At 63.7% G+C, this 20746-nt stretch carries 22 protein-coding genes and 1 pseudogene; 13 read left to right on the top strand and 10 right to left on the bottom strand.

Going from position 1 to position 20746, the window contains the following annotated elements; genetic code table 11:
• Window positions 1-70: 70 nt before the first annotated feature.
• Entirely contained in the window at window positions 71-1294 is a 1224-nt protein-coding gene (locus NKL04_RS25965) for an argininosuccinate synthase (protein ID WP_023702595.1), read from the top strand.
• A 137-nt stretch (window positions 1295-1431) separates the two neighbouring features.
• On the opposite strand, the gene NKL04_RS25960 is transcribed toward NKL04_RS25965, so the two are convergent.
• On the bottom strand, window positions 1432-2229 hold the full coding sequence (locus NKL04_RS25960; RefSeq protein WP_023671711.1) for a lytic murein transglycosylase: 798 nt from the start codon (window positions 2227-2229) through the stop codon (window positions 1432-1434).
• Between the two features lie 293 nt (window positions 2230-2522).
• Here NKL04_RS25960 and NKL04_RS25955 point away from each other — a divergent pair, with 293 nt between their 5' ends.
• The 7 genes and pseudogenes from NKL04_RS25955 (at window position 2523) to NKL04_RS25925 (ending at window position 9132) form a co-directional block, all read left to right on the top strand.
• Window positions 2523-3620 carry a zinc-binding metallopeptidase family protein gene (locus NKL04_RS25955; RefSeq protein ID WP_023702593.1) on the top strand — a complete coding sequence of 366 codons (1098 nt, stop codon included), beginning with the start codon at window positions 2523-2525 and terminating at the stop codon, window positions 3618-3620.
• Window positions 3621-3682: 62 nt separating this feature from the next.
• Window positions 3683-4282 (top strand): DUF1236 domain-containing protein, encoded by a 600-nt coding sequence (locus tag NKL04_RS25950; protein WP_023671709.1) that lies wholly within the window; start codon window positions 3683-3685, stop codon window positions 4280-4282.
• 147 nt (window positions 4283-4429) lie between these two features.
• Window positions 4430-5380 carry a CPBP family intramembrane glutamic endopeptidase gene (locus tag NKL04_RS25945; RefSeq protein WP_023702592.1) on the top strand — a complete coding sequence of 317 codons (951 nt, stop codon included), beginning with the start codon at window positions 4430-4432 and terminating at the stop codon, window positions 5378-5380.
• A gap of 383 nt (window positions 5381-5763) precedes the next feature.
• Entirely contained in the window at window positions 5764-7359 is a 1596-nt protein-coding gene (gene ffh, locus NKL04_RS25940; protein ID WP_023702591.1) for a signal recognition particle protein, read from the top strand.
• 7 nt (window positions 7360-7366) lie between these two features.
• Window positions 7367-7693 (top strand): chorismate mutase, encoded by a 327-nt coding sequence (locus tag NKL04_RS25935; protein WP_023671706.1) that lies wholly within the window; start codon window positions 7367-7369, stop codon window positions 7691-7693.
• A gap of 105 nt (window positions 7694-7798) precedes the next feature.
• Entirely contained in the window at window positions 7799-8200 is a 402-nt protein-coding gene (gene rpsP, locus NKL04_RS25930; protein ID WP_023671705.1) for a 30S ribosomal protein S16, read from the top strand.
• Between the two features lie 88 nt (window positions 8201-8288).
• Window positions 8289-9132, top strand: a pseudogene (locus tag NKL04_RS25925) (acyl-CoA thioester hydrolase/BAAT C-terminal domain-containing protein).
• 87 nt (window positions 9133-9219) lie between these two features.
• On the opposite strand, the gene NKL04_RS25920 reads toward NKL04_RS25925, so the two are convergent.
• The 3 genes from NKL04_RS25920 to NKL04_RS25910 all read right to left on the bottom strand — a co-directional run bounded on the left by NKL04_RS25920 (window position 9220) and on the right by NKL04_RS25910 (window position 10588).
• Window positions 9220-9483, bottom strand: coding sequence for a YMGG-like glycine zipper-containing protein (locus NKL04_RS25920; RefSeq protein WP_023683830.1), 264 nt, complete (start codon window positions 9481-9483; stop codon window positions 9220-9222).
• A 152-nt stretch (window positions 9484-9635) separates the two neighbouring features.
• Window positions 9636-10163: an SRPBCC family protein gene (locus tag NKL04_RS25915; RefSeq protein ID WP_023702588.1), complete on the bottom strand. Its 528-nt coding sequence runs from the start codon at window positions 10161-10163 to the stop codon at window positions 9636-9638.
• A gap of 14 nt (window positions 10164-10177) precedes the next feature.
• Window positions 10178-10588: a DoxX family protein gene (locus NKL04_RS25910; protein ID WP_031209773.1), complete on the bottom strand. Its 411-nt coding sequence runs from the start codon at window positions 10586-10588 to the stop codon at window positions 10178-10180.
• A gap of 357 nt (window positions 10589-10945) precedes the next feature.
• On the opposite strand from NKL04_RS25910, the gene NKL04_RS25905 reads away from it, so the two are divergent.
• A complete protein-coding gene (locus NKL04_RS25905) occupies window positions 10946-11353 on the top strand; it encodes an ACT domain-containing protein (RefSeq protein WP_023702586.1) in 408 nt (135 codons plus the stop codon).
• 3 nt (window positions 11354-11356) lie between these two features.
• On the opposite strand, the gene NKL04_RS25900 is transcribed toward NKL04_RS25905, so the two are convergent.
• Window positions 11357-11806, bottom strand: coding sequence for a GNAT family N-acetyltransferase (locus NKL04_RS25900; protein ID WP_023702585.1), 450 nt, complete (start codon window positions 11804-11806; stop codon window positions 11357-11359).
• Window positions 11807-12033: 227 nt separating this feature from the next.
• Window positions 12034-13068 (bottom strand): aspartate-semialdehyde dehydrogenase, encoded by a 1035-nt coding sequence (locus NKL04_RS25895; RefSeq protein WP_023671698.1) that lies wholly within the window; start codon window positions 13066-13068, stop codon window positions 12034-12036.
• A 424-nt stretch (window positions 13069-13492) separates the two neighbouring features.
• Between NKL04_RS25895 and NKL04_RS25890 the strand changes: the two genes are divergently transcribed.
• The 4 genes from NKL04_RS25890 to NKL04_RS25875 all read left to right on the top strand — a co-directional run bounded on the left by NKL04_RS25890 (window position 13493) and on the right by NKL04_RS25875 (window position 17449).
• A complete protein-coding gene (locus tag NKL04_RS25890) occupies window positions 13493-15334 on the top strand; it encodes a DEAD/DEAH box helicase (protein WP_023702584.1) in 1842 nt (613 codons plus the stop codon).
• Window positions 15335-15658: 324 nt separating this feature from the next.
• Window positions 15659-16381, top strand: coding sequence for a DUF805 domain-containing protein (locus NKL04_RS25885; RefSeq protein WP_023702583.1), 723 nt, complete (start codon window positions 15659-15661; stop codon window positions 16379-16381).
• A 191-nt stretch (window positions 16382-16572) separates the two neighbouring features.
• Window positions 16573-17001, top strand: coding sequence for an SRPBCC family protein (locus NKL04_RS25880; protein ID WP_023671694.1), 429 nt, complete (start codon window positions 16573-16575; stop codon window positions 16999-17001).
• A 70-nt stretch (window positions 17002-17071) separates the two neighbouring features.
• Window positions 17072-17449: a MarR family winged helix-turn-helix transcriptional regulator gene (locus tag NKL04_RS25875; protein WP_023671693.1), complete on the top strand. Its 378-nt coding sequence runs from the start codon at window positions 17072-17074 to the stop codon at window positions 17447-17449.
• Between the two features lie 8 nt (window positions 17450-17457).
• Here NKL04_RS25875 and leuB read toward each other — a convergent pair whose 3' ends face one another.
• The 4 genes from leuB to NKL04_RS25855 form a co-directional block, all read right to left on the bottom strand.
• A complete protein-coding gene (gene leuB / locus NKL04_RS25870) occupies window positions 17458-18561 on the bottom strand; it encodes a 3-isopropylmalate dehydrogenase (RefSeq protein ID WP_023702582.1) in 1104 nt (367 codons plus the stop codon).
• Between the two features lie 149 nt (window positions 18562-18710).
• The gene (locus NKL04_RS25865) at window positions 18711-19061 is read right to left on the bottom strand and encodes a VOC family protein (protein WP_023702581.1); all 351 of its coding nucleotides are present in this window, start codon (window positions 19059-19061) and stop codon (window positions 18711-18713) included.
• Window positions 19062-19073: 12 nt separating this feature from the next.
• The gene (locus tag NKL04_RS25860) at window positions 19074-19457 is read right to left on the bottom strand and encodes a RidA family protein (RefSeq protein WP_023702580.1); all 384 of its coding nucleotides are present in this window, start codon (window positions 19455-19457) and stop codon (window positions 19074-19076) included.
• Between the two features lie 306 nt (window positions 19458-19763).
• A complete protein-coding gene (locus NKL04_RS25855) occupies window positions 19764-20687 on the bottom strand; it encodes an Ivy family c-type lysozyme inhibitor (RefSeq protein ID WP_023702579.1) in 924 nt (307 codons plus the stop codon).
• Between the last annotated feature and the right edge of the window lie 59 nt (window positions 20688-20746).

The raw sequence follows: 20746 nt of genomic DNA, 5'->3' as shown, positions 1-20746 counted from the left end.
CGCTGGCCGGAAATGCCGTGATACCTCGCCCGCGAAACTCACGCGCGGAACCGCCAAAATGTCCCCAGCAATGCCCAAGACAAAAGACGTCAAGAAGGTCGTGCTCGCCTATTCCGGCGGTCTCGACACCTCCATCATCCTGAAATGGCTGCAGACCGAGCTCGGCGCCGAAGTCGTCACCTTCACCGCCGATCTCGGCCAGGGTGGCGAGCTGGAGCCGGCGCGCCAGAAGGCTGAGATGATGGGCATCAAGGATATCCGCGTCGTCGATGTGCGCGAGGAATTCGTCTCGGATTTCGTCTTCCCGATGTTTCGCGCCAACGCCGTCTATGAAGGCACCTACCTGCTCGGCACCTCGATCGCCCGCCCGCTGATTTCCAAGCACCTGGTCGAGATCGCCCAGGAGGTCGGCGCCGATGCCATTGCGCACGGCGCCACCGGCAAGGGCAACGACCAGGTGCGTTTCGAGCTGTCGGCCTATGCGCTGAATCCCGACATCAAGGTCATCGCGCCGTGGCGCGACTGGTCGTTCAAGTCGCGCACCGACCTGATCAACTTCGCCGAGCAGCACCAGATCCCGGTGGCCAAGGACAAGCGGGGGGAGGCGCCGTTCTCGGTCGACGCCAACCTTCTGCACTCCTCTTCCGAGGGCAAGGTGCTGGAAGACCCGTGGAGCGAGCCGCCGGAATTCGTCCATCAGCGCACCGTCTCGCCGATGGAGGCGCCGGACAAGGTCACCGAGATCGAGATCGAATTTTTGAAGGGCGATCCGATTGCACTGAACGGCAAGAAGCTGTCGCCGGCCGCCATTCTGACGGCGCTTAACGATCTTGGCCGCGACAATGGCATCGGCCGGCTCGATCTGGTCGAGAACCGCTTCGTCGGCATGAAATCGCGCGGCGTCTACGAGACCCCCGGCGGCACCATCCTGATCGTCGCCCACCGCGCCATCGAATCGATCACGCTCGACCGCGGCGCCGGCCACCTCAAGGACGAGTTCATGCCGCGCTACGCCGAGCTGATCTACAACGGCTTCTGGTTCTCGCCCGAGCGGCTGATGCTCCAGGCGATGATCGACAAGAGCCAGGAAGACGTCGAAGGCACGGTGCGCCTGAAACTCTACAAGGGCAATGTCATGGTCACCGGCCGCAAATCCAAGAAGACGCTCTATTCCGACGCGCTGGTCACCTTCGAGGATGACCGCGGCGCCTACGACCAGAAGGACGCCGCCGGCTTCATCCGCCTCAATGCGCTGCGGCTGAGGACGCTGGCGGCAAGGAGCCGCAAGGGTTGAGCCCAACTACTATTCCGGGCAACCCGGCGGAGACTGCCAAGAGGGGCTAACGCTGGGCTCTTGATTATTCGCATGGCCATGCACCAACGAAAAAGCCCGGCGTTGGCCGGGCTTTCATGTCGAATGAAGATTATCGTTCAGCCGCCGTCGATCGCGTCGGCGATCTGGGCGATGGCCTGCTGGTAGACGCTGGCGGAATTCCAGCCGGCGATGGCCCCCATATTCGCACTCGCGCTCGCACCCGCCCGCCAGCCATGAGCCTTGAGGAAGTTGGCCGTCGAAGCCAAGGCCGTCGCCTTGTCGCGCAGATTTCCGTTGCCGACGCCATACTTCAGGACATTGCCCGGCAGGAACTGCGTATGGCCGATCTCGCCATGCGCAGCGCCGACCGACGAGGCGCTCAGCGCGCCGCGATCGACCAGCTTCAGCGCCGCAATGGCGTGCGGGTAAAAGAACCCCGGGCGACGGCAATCATAGGCAAGCGTCAGAATGGCGGAGACCGTGTTCTGGTTGCCCAGGGAGGCTCCGAAGCCGGTTTCCATGCCCCAGATGGCCAGCAACACGCCCGGCGACACCCCGTAATTGCTCTCGATCCTGTCGAACATCGCCGCATTCGACTTCTTCAGCGCACGGCCCCTGGAAATGATCGCAGCTCCGCCACGGCGCTTCATGAAGGCGTCCACCGAACCGCTGAACGCCTTGTGGATGGCGCGGTCGACGGAGATTGTCTTTGTCGCGTAGCTGGCACCGGCCAGAGCAGCCAGACCCTTCCCGCCGACACCTTCGGACCTGGCCTGCGCGGCAAAGTCCTGCTTCCACGCTTCGAAGCCCGCGCCGGTCTTGCCGCAGCTGGCCGCCGCCTGCGCGCCCGTCGCCAGCGCGAGTACCGCGACCACCGCGGCAGCAATAATCTTTCCCTTGGCAAGCAATGCCATGCTTTCTCTCCTGATTGCCTGAATCACGTCCCGGTTGCGAACTTGCCAGCGAAACGCGCCATTGTCACCGTACCCCCGGCGCTACCCTGGCCAATGCAGCGGAATTTGCTTACGATCAAGTGCTTATTGTGGCCGAAACGCCCGGCGCCGGGCAGGCGAATTCGCTGCTCGGGTAAAAAGAGGTGACGGGGGCATGGAACGGCGGCCCGTGGCGGGCGTTTGGGCGAGGCGCCGCTCCGCACCATATTCCTCCTCTGACGCCATACGCCAACGCCTGACGCATCGAGATCGACATGAAACTGTTCGACTGCCCGCATTGCGGCCACCGCCTCTACTTCGAGAATGCGCAGTGCCTGAATTGCGGGAGTCTCGTGCTTTACGATCCCGAGCATGCGCGCTTTGCCTTGTCTGACGTCGACGGCATCTTCCACTGCAGCAATGCGGATGAATGCGCCTGCAACTGGATGGCCGAACCGGGCCATACCTACTGCCGCGCCTGCGTGCTGAACCAGCTGATCCCCGACCTCTCCGTCGACGGCAACCGCCGCCGCTGGATTCGCGTCGAGGCGGCCAAGAAGCGCGCCGTCTATTCGCTGCTCGCCTTCGGCCTGCCGGTAGCGCCCAAGCACAAGCACGGCGACGAAATCGGCCTCGCCTTCGACTTCATTGCCGATCCGATCGGCGGCGGTCCCGGCGGCGAACGCATCCTTACCGGCCACGACAACGGCCTGATCACGCTCAACGTCGCCGAGGCGGACTCGGCCGAGCGCGAGCGGCGGCGCGTCGAGATGGGCGAAAATTACCGCACGCTGCTCGGTCATTTCCGTCATGAGCTTGGCCATTACTACTGGGACCGGCTGATCCGCGACGTGCCGCAACGGCTCGAAGCCTTCCGGGCGCTGTTCGGCGACGAACGCCCGGACTACGAGCAGGCGCTGAAGGCCTATTACGCCAATGGCGCTGCGCCCGACTGGCAGCAGAACCACATCTCCGCCTATGCGACGTCGCATCCATGGGAAGACTGGGCCGAGACCTGGGCGCACCATCTCCACATCACCGACACGCTGGAGATGGTGCACGCGCTGAATTTTCCACTCGGCCAGCTTGAGACGATGGAGACCAATGTGCTGCCGCAAGGCGACACCGGCGGCCGGTTGCAGGCGGCGCCCGCGGAACCTGACGCCGTGCCCGAGCCGTTCGAAAAGATTCTCGCCCGCTGGCTGGTACTCTCGGAAGCCTCCAACTCGATCAACCGCTGCATGGGCCTGCCCGACCTTTATCCCTTCGTCATTTCGGACGTGACGGCGCAGAAACTCAGCTTCGTGCATGAGCTTTTGACCGGTTTGCCGAAAGAAACCGGAACAAATCGTGAGCTGGCGTCGGTATTTTAGCCGGAACGCATGCGTTCTGGTTTCGTTTGGTGTCGCGAGGGACCATGAAAGGGAGAGAAACCATGAGACGCATATTGTTTCCGGCCGTCGCCGGGGCGCTTGTCGCGATGTCGGGTGCGGCACTCGCCGATACCGCCGTCTCGGCCGTCACCGATCTTAATGTGCGCGCCGGCCCCGGCCCGCAATATCCTGTGATCGGCGTGCTCGCCGCCGGCCAGTCGGCGACGCTCAATGGCTGCATCGAAAACAGCAAATGGTGCACCATTGCCGAAGCCGGAGGCCAGGGCTGGGTCTATTCCGACTATGTCACGGCCGATTTCGGCGGCAACCGGGTCGTTCTGACACGCCGCCCCGCCAACGCCGCCATCACCGTGGTTACACCGCCGCAGGATGATTATCCCGATACCTATACCGGTGCGATTCTGTCCGACGACGGCCCCGTCGACGCCATCGACAGGCCACCGGCGGAAGTCGGCACCTATGTCAGCACGCACCGGCTCGATCCTGTCTATCTCGAGGGCGAGGTGGTGACCGGTGCCACCTTGCCCGACACGGTCGAACTGCGCGAAATCCCCGACTACCGCTACCGCTACGTCTATGTGAATGGCCAGCAGGCGCTGGTCGACCCGCAGACACGGCGCATCATGTACGTCGTGCGCTGATTTTGCCTGGAAAGAATGACAAGTGAACTCGTGCCGCCCTCCTGCCGAGGCTGAGGGCGGCAAAAGGGTCGCTGAACAGCAGCAATTGCGCGAGAGCCGACGATCCCCTAGATCATGCGACCCGATGCGTTCGGCAGAGGAACTCGCGTGATATCAGATCCAGCCGCCTTCGAGCGCTATAGCAACACGGCCACCGAAAAGACGAACCTGCCGCGGCTGATAATTGGAACGGCAGTCGTCGTCCTGTTCTGGGTGGCGATCACCCTGGTTGTGGTGCTTGGCGGCACCTATGTCGCGATCGTCTGGCATGTATTGCCGGACGATCCGCGCGGGCCGCTTCAGGGCTTTCTGGCCTCGCCCATCGGCATACTCACCGCACTCACCTCGTTTACCGGCATCTGGCTCGGCCTCTGGCTTGCCATGCGTTTCGTCCATGGCGAGCCGCTCTCGGCGCTTTTCGGCGCCAGTCGCCGCGTGTCCTTGTCGGGCTTCCTCAAGGGCCTGGTCGCGGTGCTGATCACATCGGCGCTTTCCGAAATCCTGCTCTACTGGCTACAGCCCGAAATCGCCCGCGGCACGATCAACCTGTCGACCTGGCTGCTGTTCCTGCTCCCGATCGTGGCGCTGACCCTGCTGCAGACCTCGTCCGAGGAGATGCTGTTTCGCGGCTATCTGCTGCGCGGCCTGGCCAGGCGTTTCGAGAGCCCTTACGTGTGGGCGCTATTGCCCGCCTTGCTGTTCACCTCCTTGCATTGGAGCCCGGGCTCGACCCCCGCCATCAACGCCTGCGTGCTGGCCTCGATCGCCGCCTTCGCCTTGCTGTTGACGCTGGTGGTTTATGTCACCGGCAATCTCGGCGCCGCCTTCGGCGCCCATCTCGGCAACAATCTCACCGGCTTCCTGCTGATCTCGCATCAGGAGAACTACAATTCCTTCGCCCTGTTCAACGCCAAGCCGCTGGAAGGTCCGGACTGGACGACGACGGATGCCGTCATCATCGCCGCCATCGGTATCGTCTGCACCTTGCTGACGATCCTGCTGCTTCTGCACCCGCGCTCGCCGCTGAAGGTTACGGCCGACCCTCGGGATGCAGGGTGAACTAAACAGGGACCGATCCAGAGACCGGGAAGCCGCCCTTGTCTTGACTCTTCGGCCGATTTCCTGTCTACAGCCCCGAAATCCGCGACGAGTATCCCTCCGAGCAAGCCGACCAGGACGCCAAAACCTTTTGAGGTGGGTGCTGTAAACAGATCCTGGAGGCCAACACCCGGCAGCGCTGAGCGCCCCCGGGTGCTTTTTGGTTTTGAGCTTTGCTTGGATGAGCGGCGCGAACGCACTACCTCTCGGGCACCATCGGGGTGCCTGAGAAAAAGGAAACGGAATGTTTGAATCGCTGCAGGAGCGCACAAGAGGCGTGGAGGGCCATCGGCCCGACAGGGATCACCATGAATCCAAGGCGCTCTCGCGCGGCGGGTTGACCAATGTTTGAATCACTTCAGGAGCGCCTTGGCTCCATCCTGAACGGCCTGACAGGCCGCGGCGCGCTGTCGGAGGCTGATGTCTCGGCGGCGTTGCGCGAGGTGCGCCGTGCGCTGCTCGAAGCCGACGTTGCGCTGGAAGTGGTGCGTTCCTTCACCGACAAGGTGCGCGAGAAGGCCGTCGGCGCCGCCGTCGTCAAGTCGATCAAGCCCGGACAGATGGTCGTCAAGATCGTCCATGACGAGTTGGTCGACATGCTCGGCGCCGAGGGCGTCGCCATCGACCTCAATGCGCCGGCGCCGGTCGTCATCATGATGGTCGGCCTGCAGGGCTCCGGCAAGACGACGACCTCCGCCAAGATCGCCAAGCGCCTGACCGAGCGCCAGAACAAGAAGGTTCTGATGGCCTCGCTCGACACGCGGCGGCCCGCGGCGCAAGAGCAGCTGCGCCAGCTCGGCGAGCAGGTCAAAGTCGCGACCCTGCCTGTCATTGCGGGCCAGAACCCGGTCGACATCGCCAGGCGCGCCGTCCAGGCAGCCAAGCTCGGCGGTCATGACGTCGTCATCCTCGACACCGCCGGCCGCACCCATATCGATGAGCCGCTGATGGTGGAGATGGCCGACATCAAGAAGATGTCGAGCCCGCACGAAATCCTGCTGGTCGCGGATTCGCTGACCGGCCAGGACGCCGTCAACCTTGCCAAAAGCTTCGACGAGCGCGTCGGCATCACCGGCCTGGTGCTGACCCGCATGGACGGCGATGGCCGTGGCGGTGCCGCGCTTTCGATGCGCGCCGTCACCGGCAAGCCGATCAAGCTGATCGGCACCGGCGAAAAGATGGACGGGCTGGAGGAATTCCACCCCAAGCGTATTGCAGACCGCATCCTCGGCATGGGCGACATCGTCTCGCTGGTCGAAAAGGCCGCCGAAAACATCGACGCCGAGCAGGCGGCGGCGATGGCCAAAAAGATGCAGTCGGGCAAGTTCGACCTGAACGACCTTGCCGGCCAGCTTCAGCAGATGTCGAAAATGGGCGGCATGGGCGGCATCATGGGCATGATGCCCGGCATGGGCAAAATGAAGGACCAGATGGCCGCCGCCGGCCTCGACGACAAGATGTTCGGCCGCCAGCTAGCCATCATCTCGTCGATGACCAAGGCCGAACGCGCCAATCCGGACATGCTGAAACATTCGCGCAAGAAGCGCATCGCCGCCGGCTCAGGCACGGATGCGGCCGAGATCAACAAGCTCTTGAAAATGCATCGCGGCATGGCCGACATGATGAAGGCGATGGGCGGCAAGGGCAAAGGCGGCGGCCTGATGCGCGGCATGATGGGCGGCCTTGCCTCCAAGATGGGCCTCGGCGGCATGATGCCTGGCGGCATGGGCGGCCCTGGGGGCATGATGGGCGGCGGCATGCCCGACCTCTCCAAGATGGATCCCAAGCAGCTCGAAGCCTTGCAGAAGCAGATGCCCGGCCTTGGCGGCATGAAGGGCCCGCCCACCCCGAGCGGCGGTGGCCTGCCCGGTCTGCCCGGCGGCATGAAGCTTCCCGGCCTTGGCGGCGGTGGTCTGCCCGGCCTCGGAAAGAAGAAGTGAGGACGCTATGAACGAAGAAAAAGACATGGCCGACGCACGCACCATCCTGGCCGGCTATCGCGCCTCGATCGACAACATCGACGCCGCCCTCATTCATATGCTGGCCGAGCGCTTCCGCTGCACCAAGGCGGTCGGCGTGCTCAAGGCCGAGCATGGCCTGCCGCCCGCCGACCCGGCGCGCGAGCAGGAGCAGATCACCCGCCTTCGCCAGCTGGCGAAGGACGCTCATCTCGACCCCGATTTCGCGGAAAAATTCCTCAACTTCGTCGTCCGCGAAGTGATCCGCCATCACGAGCAGATCGCCGCGTCCAACGGCGCAAGCAAAACCGGCTAACAAAGTGCATGTCGCCCAAAAGTGCGCAGCGGTTTTGGGACAACGACCTGCACCAGACAAAGCCATTAACCCAACACTGACATCAGAAATTTTAGGAGAAATGAAATGCCCTTGAAGATCAGACTGGCCCGTGCGGGCTCGAAGAAGCGCCCTTACTACCACGTCGTCATCGCCGACGCCCGTTCGCCGCGTGACGGCCGGTTCATCGAGTCGATCGGCTCGTGGAACCCGCTGCTGCCCAAGGACGGCGAGCGCGTCAAGGTCGACGCCGACCGCGTCAAGCATTGGCTGTCGCACGGCGCTCAGCCGACCGACCGCGTGCTGCGCTTCCTCGATGAGGCCGGCCTCCTCAAGCGCGAAGCCCGCTCCAACCCGAAGAAGGCCGAGCCCGGCAAGAAGGCGCAGGAACGCGCCTCTCTGCTGAAGAAGGCCCAGGAAGACGCCGCCGCCGCCGTTGCCGCCGCTGCTGCAGCCCCGGCCGAAGCGGAAGCCGCCACCGCCGAATAAGCATCGCGTCATCGCATCGACAAAACGGCGGGCCTGTGCCCGCCGTTTTGCTATTGTGCGGCGATGTCATATGGCGTTCGAACGAAAGATGACTGAGCGGACCGTCACGGAAGAGACCCTTTTCGGCGGCGTAGCCGGAACGCTGTTGCGATGCGCCGGCGCCACGACAGGCGTCGTCGTGCTGAGCGGATCGAGCGGCCGCATCGACGTCACCCGCGCCCGGCTCTTTGCCAAGGAAGGAGCATCCGCTCTCGCGCTGCAATGGTTTGGCGGCGAAGGTCAGGTGCCCGGCATTTGCGAGATCCCGCTCGAAACGTTTTTCGCGGCGACCGGCTATCTTGTCCAGATGGGATGCCGGCGCATCGTCTATGTCGGGACCTCGAAAGGCGCCGAGGCCTCCCTGCTTGCGGCGGCTCATGATCCACGCATTGACGTCGTGGTTGCGATCAGCCCGACATCGGTGGTCTGGGGGAATATCGGGCCGGGCCGCGACGGCGTCAGCTGGCCGGAACGATCGTCGTGGACGCTCGAGGGGATTCCTTTGCCGTTCGTCCCAAGCAATCCCGCTTGGAACGCGGAGTATGTCGACGGTCTGGTGTCCTACCGAGGCCTCTTCCAGCGTGCCTTGCAAACCTTCAAGGACGCTGCGGCCGAGGCTGCCATTCCCCCGAAGCTATTTCAGCCGACATTGTTCTGGTTGCGGGCGGCGACGACGCGCTATGGCCATCGCTGGATTTTGCCCAGTCGATCATTCAGCGTCGCCAGGACACCGCAATGACCACCTGCCTCGTCTCAGTGCCCGACGCCGGCCACCGCATTCTGCTGCCGGGCGAAATCACGCCGCGCTCGAGGCTGCATGCCCATGGCGGCAATGACGACGCCGACACGCGCCTGGGCCGCCTGGCTGGGAGCATATCCGGGGATTGCTGTAGCGCAGGCAGCCATGGTCCAGCTGCCTTGGGCAACAGCGAAACCGGCGATCTATAGCCGCCGGTTTCCGATGTTGGACCTGGCTGTGTTCAATAACCGTCGGGGCAGCTGGCGATATAGGTGCGCCCGTTGCGGCCGCGGTAGCGACATTGACCGCTTTCGCTGGCACGGCCGATCAGCGCGCCGGCTACGGCGCCGACGGCGCCGCCGACGACGGCGCCCTGAACCGGATCATTTGCCACAGCTGCGCCAACCGCCGCGCCGCCGAGACCGCCGACCGCGGCACCCTTTTCGGTTTGCGAGCACGCACCCAGTGCGGTCGCCAGTACCAGAATGATCATCGCTTTTTTCATTGTCGTTCCTCTCTCACGCGGATCGCCGTCCTCGCCGCCACGGCTCTAACTCCCAGACAGCTGATTTGATCCCGAAGACGTGAGAGATCCCGGTGCGCCCGCCTGTCACATTCGTAACGACCGCCGCCGAGCTTGTTGAAATGCAGGACGTTTTACCTTTCAGTGGCCTTCTTCAGATTGGCGAGGCCAGCCTCGAAATCCTTGCCGATCAGCGTATCGAAATTCATGAAGAGGCCCAAAAGCTTGGCAATGAAGGGCCGGCTGCCGCGCATTGCCCAGGTGACTGCGGTGGTGTCGCCCGAGGGCTTCAGGGTGAAGTCGACGCTGTTGTTGGCCCGGAACGGCTTCTCGAAGTCGAGCTTCAGCGACACCAGCGAGGATGGCACGGAATTGACGATCTCCATGCGTCCCTTGCCGGCCTTGGCATTGCCTTCCCAGGCGTAGTCGGCGCCCTTGCCGGCATCAGCGCCCGACAGCGTGCGCTTCATCTCGGGGTCGAGCTTTTCGTAGGGTGACCACTCCGGCCAGTGCTTGAAATTGTTGATCAGCGGAAAGATCGCTTCCGGCGCGGCCTTGATGCTGGCGGTGCGGGCGGTGACGAAATCATTCGACCTCGTCGCCGCATAGATGAGCACGGCGGCGATGATGACGACCAGGATGATGAGAATGGTGCTGAGCATGTTTTTCTCCTCGCTTAACGGCTGAACGGGATCAGGGCGCGCACGCTTGGGTCGCGCAGATAGAGACCGCCCCACAGGATGATGCCGAGATAGACGCTAAACAGCGTGTGCGAAAACAAGGGGCTGCCGACGCGCATGTTTGTGGCGATGGCGCCGCCGAGATAGCCGGTGAGCAGGATGGCGCCGAGCACCGAGGTGCGGGGCAGCGCATAGAGCGCGGTCGAGATCAGCCCGATAATGCCGAGCGTGCGCGCGACATTGACATCGGCCGGCCAGCCGAGCGGCACCATGGTCTGGGTGACGACATCGAGCGGCGGCAGCTTGATGACGCCGTCGAAGATCATGAACAGGATGATGAGGTCGCTGAGCACGCGGCCGGTCCACAGGGCGCCCGATGAGACGGGCATGGTTTGAGAAATACTCACGGGTGTTCCCTCCTAAGCGGTTCGAGCCGTTTGCTGGCTTCGGACCAAGGACGAGCGATGGGGCGGCGATCCTACAGTGTGCGGATTCTTTTTGGGTAGCAGCAAGCAAAAGCCGCTGCGTGGCGATCCTTCACACCCCCCTCTGGCCTGCCGGCCATCTCCCCCGCAAGGGGGGAGATTACACGCTCGACCGCTTCGGCAATGTTCCATGAATGAGCGGAGCATCGAAACCGCCGATCTCCCTGCTTGCGGGGGAGATGCCCGGCAGGGCAGAGGGGGGCGCTGTCCCTCCACCTTGACGGACTATCGACATCCACCAGTCACGGCTATTGATAGGGCTGGGCGAGAGACGAGCGAATGGCCGGCGAGACTGATCTGAAAAAGCTGCTGGCGGCGATGACGCCGGAACTGCTGCCGGACGTCTACGTGTTCGCTACGCTCACACCTGGAATCAGCCGGCAGGCAGGCCTCGATCCCGTGATGGTCTTTCGCGAGCGCGAGGGTGTGACACTGATCGTGACCGAGGACGCGGCACGGGCGGCCGGGCTGACCGCTTCGTTCCGCTGCCGCATGATCACCCTGAACGTCCACTCCTCGCTGGAAGCCGTCGGCTTCCTCGCCGCCATCACCGCCCGGCTGGCCGCCGCCGGCATGGGCGTCAATCCGGTCTCTGCTTTCTATCATGACCATCTGTTCGTGCCCGCTGAGCGGGCCGAGGAAGCGATGGAGTTATTGCGCCAACTGGCCAAGGATAGCGCCGGCTGAGTATCAAGCTCGACGCACGTAGAGATTCGGCAGGCCTTCTTCGTTGGTGGTGCCGTCGCCGAACGTCTCCGGGCGAAAGCCATGGCGCTCGTAGAACCGACGCGCGCCGGTGTTGGCCTGGAAGCAATGCAGTTTAACGATCCGTAGCGCGGCGGTCGCTTGCACCAGCAGCCGGCTGCCGATGCCTTGCCCCATCCAGGCGGGGTCGAGATAGAGCTGTTCCACCCAATCGCCGCTCAGGGCAATGAAGCCGACAATGCCGGTGCCGGTCTCGGCGACCGTCACCTGCTGCCGGGACAGCACGATCTCGCGGATGAAGGCAATATCCTCATCCGGCGTGTGGATGACCGGCATCCAGGAGAACGAGCCAAGTGCGGCCCGCATGACAATGGCGATGGTCGCGGCATCCAAAGCCGTGGCGGGGCGCAGCACGATTTTGGTGGGATCGTTCAAAGGCGTTTCTCAACAGAGGTCAGCGCTGCCCTCATCCCCCTGCCGGGACCTTCTCCCCGTGAACGGGGAGAAGGAAGGCTTCGGCCGAAGGCCGAGCCCGCGACTGCGGGCCGCCGGCTTTCCGGCGCCCCCGCGGAGGGCCCGCCGCGGCAGCGGCGATACGGCCCGTGAGCGAATAAACGGAATCGGCCGAAGGCCGAACCCCGTGAGCGAAAACAAACCAGCCGTCAGGCCGCCTTCTTCTTCGGCTGGATCAGGCCGCGCTCGACCAGAAGCTCGGCGATCTGCACCGCGTTGAGCGCCGCGCCCTTGCGCAGATTGTCGGAGACAATCCACATCGACAGGCCGTTGTCGATGGTCGAATCCTCGCGGATGCGCGAGATGAAGGTGGCGTCCTCGCCGGCCGATTCCAGCGGCGTGATGTAGCCGCCATCCTCGCGCTTGTCCAAGACCTGGCAGCCTGGCGCTTCGCGCAGGATATCGCGCGCCTCGTCGGCGGTGATCGGCTTTTCGAACTCGATGTTGACGGCTTCGGAATGGCCGATGAACACCGGCACGCGCACACAGGTCGCCGTCAGCTTGATCTTGGGGTCGAGCATCTTCTTGGTCTCGGCGACCATCTTCCACTCTTCCTTGGTCGAGCCGTCGTCGAGGAAGACGTCGATGTGCGGAATGACGTTGAAGGCGATGCGCTTGGTGAACTTCTTGACCTCGACGCCATCGGCGACGAACACCGCGCGGGTCTGTGTAAAGAGTTCGTCCATGCCCTCCTTGCCGGCGCCGGATACCGATTGATAGGTGGCGACGACGACGCGCTTGATGGTGGCGACATCGTGCAGCGGCTTCAGCGCCACGACCAGCTGCGCCGTCGAGCAGTTCGGATTGGCGATGATGTTCTTGCGGGTGAACAGCGAGATCGCATCCGGGTTAACTTCCGGCACGATCAGCGGCACGTCCTGGTCGTAGCGGAAGGCCGACGAGTTATCGATGACGACGCAGCCCTGCTTGCCGATCTTCGGCGACCACTCCTTCGAGACGTTGCCGCCGGCCGACATGATGCAGATGTCGGTGTCGGAAAAATCATACTGGTCGAGCGTCTTGACCTTCAGCGAACGGTCGCCGAACGACACTTCGGTGCCCTGGCTGCGCCGCGAGGCCAGCGCCACGACTTCGCTTACCGGAAAGCCGCGCTCTTCCAGTATGTTGAGCATTTCGCGACCCACATTGCCCGTGGCGCCGACTACCGCAACCTTGAAACTCATCAGAAATCTCCTGTCCCTCTCCGCTTGGTTTTTGGAGAAAACCCGCCGGCCAATGCGGGTTTCGTCCCCCGGGCCGGACCCGGGAGAGGGTGGTTAGGCCAAGGGAATCACACCGTTTTGGTGGTGGTTTTGGCCATAGTTTTGCTGGAACGGTAAGACGCGCCAACGCGCCCGGCCCCATGATTGTGGCCGGGGAAGTCGAATGCAAGAAGAGCCATCAGAAGGCCGCGCATCGAAAATGATCCCGTTCGATGCCGGCTTTTACGCGGTTTGCGTCAGGAGTCAATTGCGGCAAGGCACTCGCTTGCCCTGTACAATAGCGGCCGCAAGAAGTACGAACGCCCAAATAGTGTTTGGCTGGCGTGGCGCCAGCCCCGGCATGTGCTGCATGATGAGCCCATGCCCCGAATTCCGAAAGAGTGAGATGTCCAATTTCGAACGTATCGTTCCTGCGCTGGCAGAGGCGCTGGAAAAACGCGGCTATACCGAGCTGACGCCGGTGCAGAAGGCGGTGCTGGAACTCGGCGAGGCCGACGCTCTGGTGTCGGCGCAGACCGGCTCCGGCAAGACTGTCGCCTTCGGCCTGGCTTTGGCACCGACCCTTCTTGGAAGCGCCGAGCGTTTTGACCAGGCTGGCGCACCGCTGGCGCTGGCCGTGGCGCCGACGCGCGAGCTCGCTCTGCAGGTGATGCGCGAATTGCAATGGCTCTACGCGCCGACCGGCGCCACCGTCGCGTCCTGTGTCGGCGGCATGGACATGCGTTCCGAACGGCGCGTGCTGGAGCGCGGCGCCCACATCGTCGTCGGCACGCCCGGCCGCCTGCGCGACCACATCACCCGCAACTCTCTCGACATGTCGGCGCTGAAAGCCGTGGTGCTGGACGAGGCCGACGAGATGCTCGACCTCGGCTTTCGCGAGGACCTCGAATTCATCCTCGATGCCGCACCGGCTCAGCGCCGCACGCTGATGTTTTCGGCCACCGTGCCGCGCTCGATCGCCACGCTGGCGCAAGGCTATCAGCGCGACGCCGTACGCATCTCGGCCGGTGGCGAGGAAAAGCAGCATCTCGATATCGAATACCGGGCGCTGAATGTCGCCTATCCCGACCGCGAGAACGCCATCATCAACGTGCTGCGCTTTTACGAGGCGAAGAACGCGCTGGTGTTCTGCAACACCCGCGCCGCCGTCAATCATCTGACGGCACGCTTCAACAACCGCAATTTTTCCGTCGTCGCACTGTCGGGCGAGCTCAGCCAGAACGAACGCACCCACGCGCTGCAGGCGATGCGCGACGGACGCGCCAAAGTCTGCATCGCCACGGATGTCGCGGCGCGCGGCATCGACCTGCCCAATCTCGAACTGGTCATCCATGCCGATCTGCCGACCAATCCCGAAACGCTGCTGCATCGCAGCGGCCGTACCGGCCGCGCCGGCCGCAAGGGCGTCAGCGCGCTGATCGTGCCCAACGGCGCCCGCAAGCGCACCGAGCGCCTGCTGCAGAATGCCGGCCTCAAGGCGACATGGGCGAGCCCGCCCTCGGCCGACGACGTGATCAAGCGCGACGACGAGCGCATCCTTGCCGATCCAGCCTTCGACGAGCCGGTGGCCGAGGACGAGCGCGGCTTCATCGACGCGCTTCTGGCCAGGCATGGCGCCGAACAGATTGCGGCCGCCTTCGTGCGCCAATGCCGCGCCAGCCGCTCGGCGCCCGAGGAACTGACGGAGGTCGCGGCCTTCACGCCGTCGCGTGACAGACCGGCGGGCGAAAAATTCGAACGCCGCGACGAAGCGCCCAGCCGCCGCGACGATTTCGGCGACAGCGTCTGGTTCTCGCTGTCGATCGGGCGCAAGCAGAATGCCGAGCCGCGCTGGCTGATCCCGATGCTGTGCCGCACCGGCAACATCTCCAAGCGCGAGATCGGCTCCATCAAGATGCAGCAGGATGAGACCTACGTGCAGATCGCGGCCGACTGGGCCGATCGCTTCCTCGCTGCCATCGGCCCCGACAAGAAGCTGCAGGGCAACATCGTGGTGAAGCGCCTGGACGGCACGCCCGACCTGTCGCGGGCCGGCTACCAGGCGCCGAAGCCCGACAAGAAGCCGCATCGCGGCAAGCGACCGTTCGAGGCGCCGCAAAGCGCACACAAGCCGAAATTCGAGAAGCGGGAACGGCCCGCCGGCGATGCAAAGCCTTGGGCCGGGAAACCGAAATTCGACAAGGCGGGACCGCCGAAGAACAAGAAGCCGAAGAAGCGGCCGGTTTGAGGCTCTTATCGGCCAATTACAAATGCAGGCGCTGCCCCTCATTGCCCTGCCTGGCGTTTCTCCCCGTATAGTGACGGGAGAAAGGGCGGACCGCAGCCTTGGCGCTCTTCTTGCAGCGTTGGTGATTGGCGGAATCGTCGATAACAGCGACCCCTCTCTCCGTCACTATACGGGGAGGGGATGCCGGCAGGCAGGTGAGGGGCAGCGCCAACGCACCGGAAAATAAAGCAACTCATGCCTGAACCGTTTGCCCTCCATTTCGTCCACCCCCTTGCAGTCCGCCGCAACTTTGAACAGTCTGTGCCTACACGGGGGCAAGGCTAAATGCGCGGCGAAGTTCTTCACTATGACGAGGCCCAAGGTTTCGGCTTCATCACCGGGGCGGACGGCAACCGCTACACCTTCGCGCGCGAGGATCTGCGCCGTGATACCGTGATCGCGAACGGCGCCGTGGTCGAGTTTCTGCCGGCAAGCGGTCAGGCGCGCGACGTTTTTTCAATCCGCGCCCAGCCCGCCAGTCCGGCCACCGCGGCGCCAGCGGCAAGCGTCGCGCCGCCCAAGGCGGCTGCCGCTTCAGCCGCGCCACAGCATTTCGGCCGCCTGGCGGAAGACGGCGCGGTTCGCGATAGCGGACTGCCGGGTTATTTCTGGCGAGGCGTGACGCGCAACTACATCAACTTCGCCGAACGCGCCCGCCGCAAGGAATTCTGGGGCTACTGCCTGTTCTGGACCGTCAGCTTCATCCTGGTCGGAATTGCCGGCGCCCTCGCCGACCAGGCCGTCGGCAATTTCGATGCCGGCAACTGGCCGATTGTGATGATCGGCGTCTGGGGGCTGTTTTGGCTAGCGACGTTCCTGCCCTGGGTCGGGCTCGTCGTGCGCCGCTTGCACGACATCGGCCTGACCGGCTGGCTGGCAATACCTTACTTCGCATTCACCTTCATGTTCGCTCCGGCTACGCTGATCCTCGCGCTGATACTCGGATTGATCCCGACCCAGGCCCACGAAAACCAGTGGGGGCCGGTGCCTGGAGGAGGCGGAGCCTAGACCGCACCAGAAATGAGCTGCCGGCTGTTTGCGGACAGCCGTGCTTTAACAATGGCTTAGGTCGCAGCCAGGAAGGCAGCTGCTGTTTTGACCGGACGAACAAAATATTTCTCTTGCCATTTTGTCTGCGCACAGATAATCTGTGCACTCGTTAAATCGACGATCGAAAAGGGATGATGGAGCCAAGACAAATGTGGACCAACGAGTACACCGCAATTTCCCCCCTTTCGGCGCAGGCCATCTGGAACGCGCTCAAGGCGCTGCACGAAGGCCGCCTCACCTACGAAGGGTCCGATACGTTCGTGCTGCACGGCCCGTTCGCCAAGGGCACCCGCCTCTCTGTAACGCCCGTCGGGCAGGACACCTTCGAATCGACGATCGTCGATCTTGTCGACACTGTAACGTATGCCGACGAGACCTCGTTCGGCGACACGAAACTGCTGTTCAGGCATACGCTGACGCCGGTCGAGGGTGGCACTCAAGTGACGCATCGCCTCGAGATTTCCGGCCCATCGGCCGCCGAGGTCGGACCAGAGCTCGGGCCGCAGATCAGCGGCGATTTCGACACTTCGATGGCCAAACTGTTCGAGCAGGCAAGGGAGTTGGCGAACGGTGGCTGATCGGGGGGATCTGCAAACGCGCTTCAGCGGACCATCCGAGAGCCCCGGCTTGTTGCTCTGGCGAACCACCATGCGCTGGCAGCGCGTCATGACGGCGGCGCTGGCCCCGCTTGACCTTACGCATGTCCAGTTCGTGCTGCTGGCTTCGGCGATGTGGCTCGGCCGCTATGGCGAGCCGCCTAACCAGGTGCAGCTCGCCGCCCAGGCCGGCACCGAGGTGAAGATGACATCGGACGTCGTCGCCCGGCTCGAGGCAAAGGGACTGATTGTGCGGGACACCAACCCGCGGGATTCCCGCGCCAAGGTGATCCGCGTCTCCACGACGGGGACGGCCGCAGTCCAGCGCGCTATCGTCGCCGTCGAAGCCGCCGACGCTGCTTTTTTCTCAGCCGTGGATGAGGCGCAACTCGTCGGCCTGCTGAAACGGCTGGCCGGCGAGATCCGCTGAGTCGGCCGCTAAGCCAGGAACTTGGCGATGATGGCATCGCCCATTGCGACAGTGCCGACTTCGGTCATGCCCTCGGACAAAATATCCTTCGTCCGCAGCCCGTCGTCGAGCACGGCGGCTATTGCGCCTTCGAGCTTGTCGGCCTCATCGACCATGCCGAAGGAATATCGCAGGCACATGGCAAACGACGCGATCATGGCGATCGGGTTGGCGATGCCCTGGCCGGCAATGTCGGGCGCCGAGCCATGCACCGGCTCGTACAGCGCCTTGCGCTTCTTGGTCTTCACATCGGGCGCGCCGAGCGAGGCCGACGGCAGCATGCCGATCGATCCGGTCAGCATGGCGGCGATGTCGGACAGCATGTCGCCGAACAAATTGTCGGTGACGATGACGTCGAACTGCTTTGGCAAGCGCACCAGCTGCATGCCGCCGGCATCGGCCAGCATGTGGTCGAGCTTGACGTCGGCATAGCGAGTCTTCTGGGTCTGGGTGACGACCTCGTTCCACAGCACGCCGGATTTCATGACGTTGCGCTTCTCCATGGATGTCACATGGTTCTTGCGGGTGCGCGCCAGCTCGAAGGCGACGCCCGAAATGCGCTCGATCTCGAACGTATCGTAGACCTGCGTGTCGATGCCGCGCTTCTGGCCGTTTCCGAGATCGATGATCTGCTTGGGCTCGCCGAAATAGACGCCGCCGGTAAGCTCGCGCACGATCAATATGTCGAGGCCTTCGACCACCTCCTGCTTCAGCGAAGAGGACGCGGCCAGCGCCGGATAGCAGATGGCGGGGCGCAGATTGGCAAACAGCTCCATGTCCTTGCGCAGCCGTAGCAACCCGGCCTCGGGACGCACCTCGTAAGGCACCTTGTCCCATTTCGGCCCGCCAACGGCGCCGAACAGAACCGCATCCGCAGCCATCGCCTTTGCCATGTCGGCATCCGAAATCGCCGCGCCATGCGCATCGTAGGCGCAGCCGCCGACCAGACCCTCATCGGTGACGAAATCACTGCCGAGCTTGACGTTCATGGCCGCGATCAGCTTCTTCACCTCGGCCATCGCCTCGGGGCCGATGCCATCGCCGGCGAGCAGGAGAAGATTTTTCGAAGCCATGGAGAACCGTCCCAACACTGTTTGGAGAAACCGCGGCCTTGCTAAACGCCAAGAGCTTGCGGCGCAAGGGGATGAAGAACGCTACGACGGCGCCCGCCTCTCAGAACCTGGGTTCCTCGCCCTCGACAGAGGCGGGGGAGAGGAACAAATCACTTATGGGACAAAATATTCACCAACCGGCCGAACGGATCGCGCACATAAAACCGCCCTACGCCCCACGGCTCGTCGGCCGGACCGTATTCGACGGCAAAGCCGGCGGCCTTCATGCCTTGCAGCGCCGCATCGACATCGTCGACCTCGATGGAGAGGTCCGGCACCGGCGTGCCGGAGCCGCCCTGGGCCATGAAGCTGATCTGCACCTGCATCCGTGCGTCGGAGCCTAAGGTGACGATCCAGCCCTGATCCATCAGCACATCGAGGCCAAGCACGTCCTGATAGAAGCGTTTCGCCGCTGCCGCGTCTGGTGTCCCGATATTGGCCACGATGCGCCGGACCGTCATGGCTTTGCCTCCTCAAGCCGTGCGCCGCAGCGCCGTGACTTCGATCTCGATCTTCATTTCCGGCTTGTTGAGCTGGCACACGATCATCGTCGCCGCCGGCCTGATCTCGCCGAAAGCCTCGCCGAGGATGGGGAAGACCACGTCCACGAAGGCCTGGTCGGTGATGTAGTAATGCGCCCGCACCACATCGGCCATGTCGAAGCCGCCATCCCTCAGCGCCTCGGCGATGGTCGCCAGACAATTGCGCGTCTGCGCCTCCACCGTTTCCGGCATGGCCATCGTCGCATAGTCATAGCCGGTGGTTCCCGAGACGAAGCACCAGTCGCCCTGCACCACCGCGCGCGAATAGCCGGCGGTTTTTTCGAAGGGCGAACCGGTGGAGATGAGTGTGCGCATGGAGCCTCGCTGTGGTTTCGGACACTTTGCAGGAAAAGGGCCGGCCAGACCATGGGCCAAGTCAGGTGCAAATCTTGGTCGTCGGCGGGACAGCACCCCCCTCTGGCCTGCCGGCCATCTCCCCCTCAAGGGGGGAGATTAGCAGTTCGGACGCCTTTCTCGCTTTCCACATTTGCGATTGGCGAAAGCCAGAGTGACGCCTGATCTCCCCCTTGAGCGGGAGATGCCCGGCAGGGCAGAGGGGGGTGTGACGGATCGCGACGGAACAAGCATGAACACCGAGTGTTCGCCGCGCTGCCGCGAACTCTAGTTCCCCGACTCCTGCGCCTTGTCCATTGCTTCCTTCACATCCGCAGGCCAGGTCTTCACGTCAGGCCACGCCTGCGGCTCGCCATTGTCGCCGCGCCGGGCGAAGTAGAGCGTGTGCTTGGCCGGGTCGACCGCCATGAAACCGTCATTGCTGCCGCATGCGTGCGGCACGCAGCCGGTGGCGTAGAAGGCGCCCGACGCCGTCTTTTCGGTGCCGGCGCCGACCAGCAGGCTGGTCGCCATGTCGGGCATGGTGTCGCCGAGCAGCGTCTGCGCCGCCTTGTAGACGGCCTCATTGTGGAAGGCGTCGATGATGTTCTGGTATTTGGCCGGATCGACGTCCTTCCAGTCCGTACCCGGCTCCGGCGCGTAGGTCAGGTCGCCCGAGATCGTCAGCCCGTCGCTGGGCGACCATTGCAGCGCTTGCTTCGTATCGCCCGGCAACACATACGGCACGAAATAGATGGCGTTGTCGGCCACCGCCGCCGGCGGCGCGCCGCATTCTTCCTGTTCGACCTTGAGGCTTTGTATCTCGCCGCCTTCCGGCTTCCAGACGATGACCTTGGCCGGGCCGCACTGGTTGCCGCCGTCGCCGACATCGACCAGCGCCACGTCGACGCCGCCGACCTTGACTGTTCTGTCGAAGAACACGTCATAATTGCTGGCCAGCTGCTTGCCGTCATAGGCCAGCACCTTCTCGCCATCCTGCTCCGGCTGGGTGATGGTCAGCTGCCCGCCCTCGAACGGGACCGGCCCCTGGCTGTCATCGTCCGCCAGGGCCGCATTGTTCGACGCGCCCAGATCGGCGGCGGACGGATCTTCTGCCGGCACGAGTATCTTGTCGGTCTGTGCTTGCGCGCCGGCCACCGGCATCAGCATCCACGCCAGCGCGCAGGCGCCGGCAAGAAGAAAACGTGTCATGACTGTCCCCTCCGTTCAGCCGCCACGAACCCGGCTTTGTGGCGGCCGGGCCATCTCGT

Source organism: Mesorhizobium sp. C264A (assembly GCF_040324515.1).
Taxonomy (GTDB): Bacteria; Pseudomonadota; Alphaproteobacteria; order Rhizobiales; family Rhizobiaceae; genus Mesorhizobium.
Note: the sequence above shows the minus strand (reverse complement) of the source record. Positions and strands in the feature narration are given on the sequence as shown.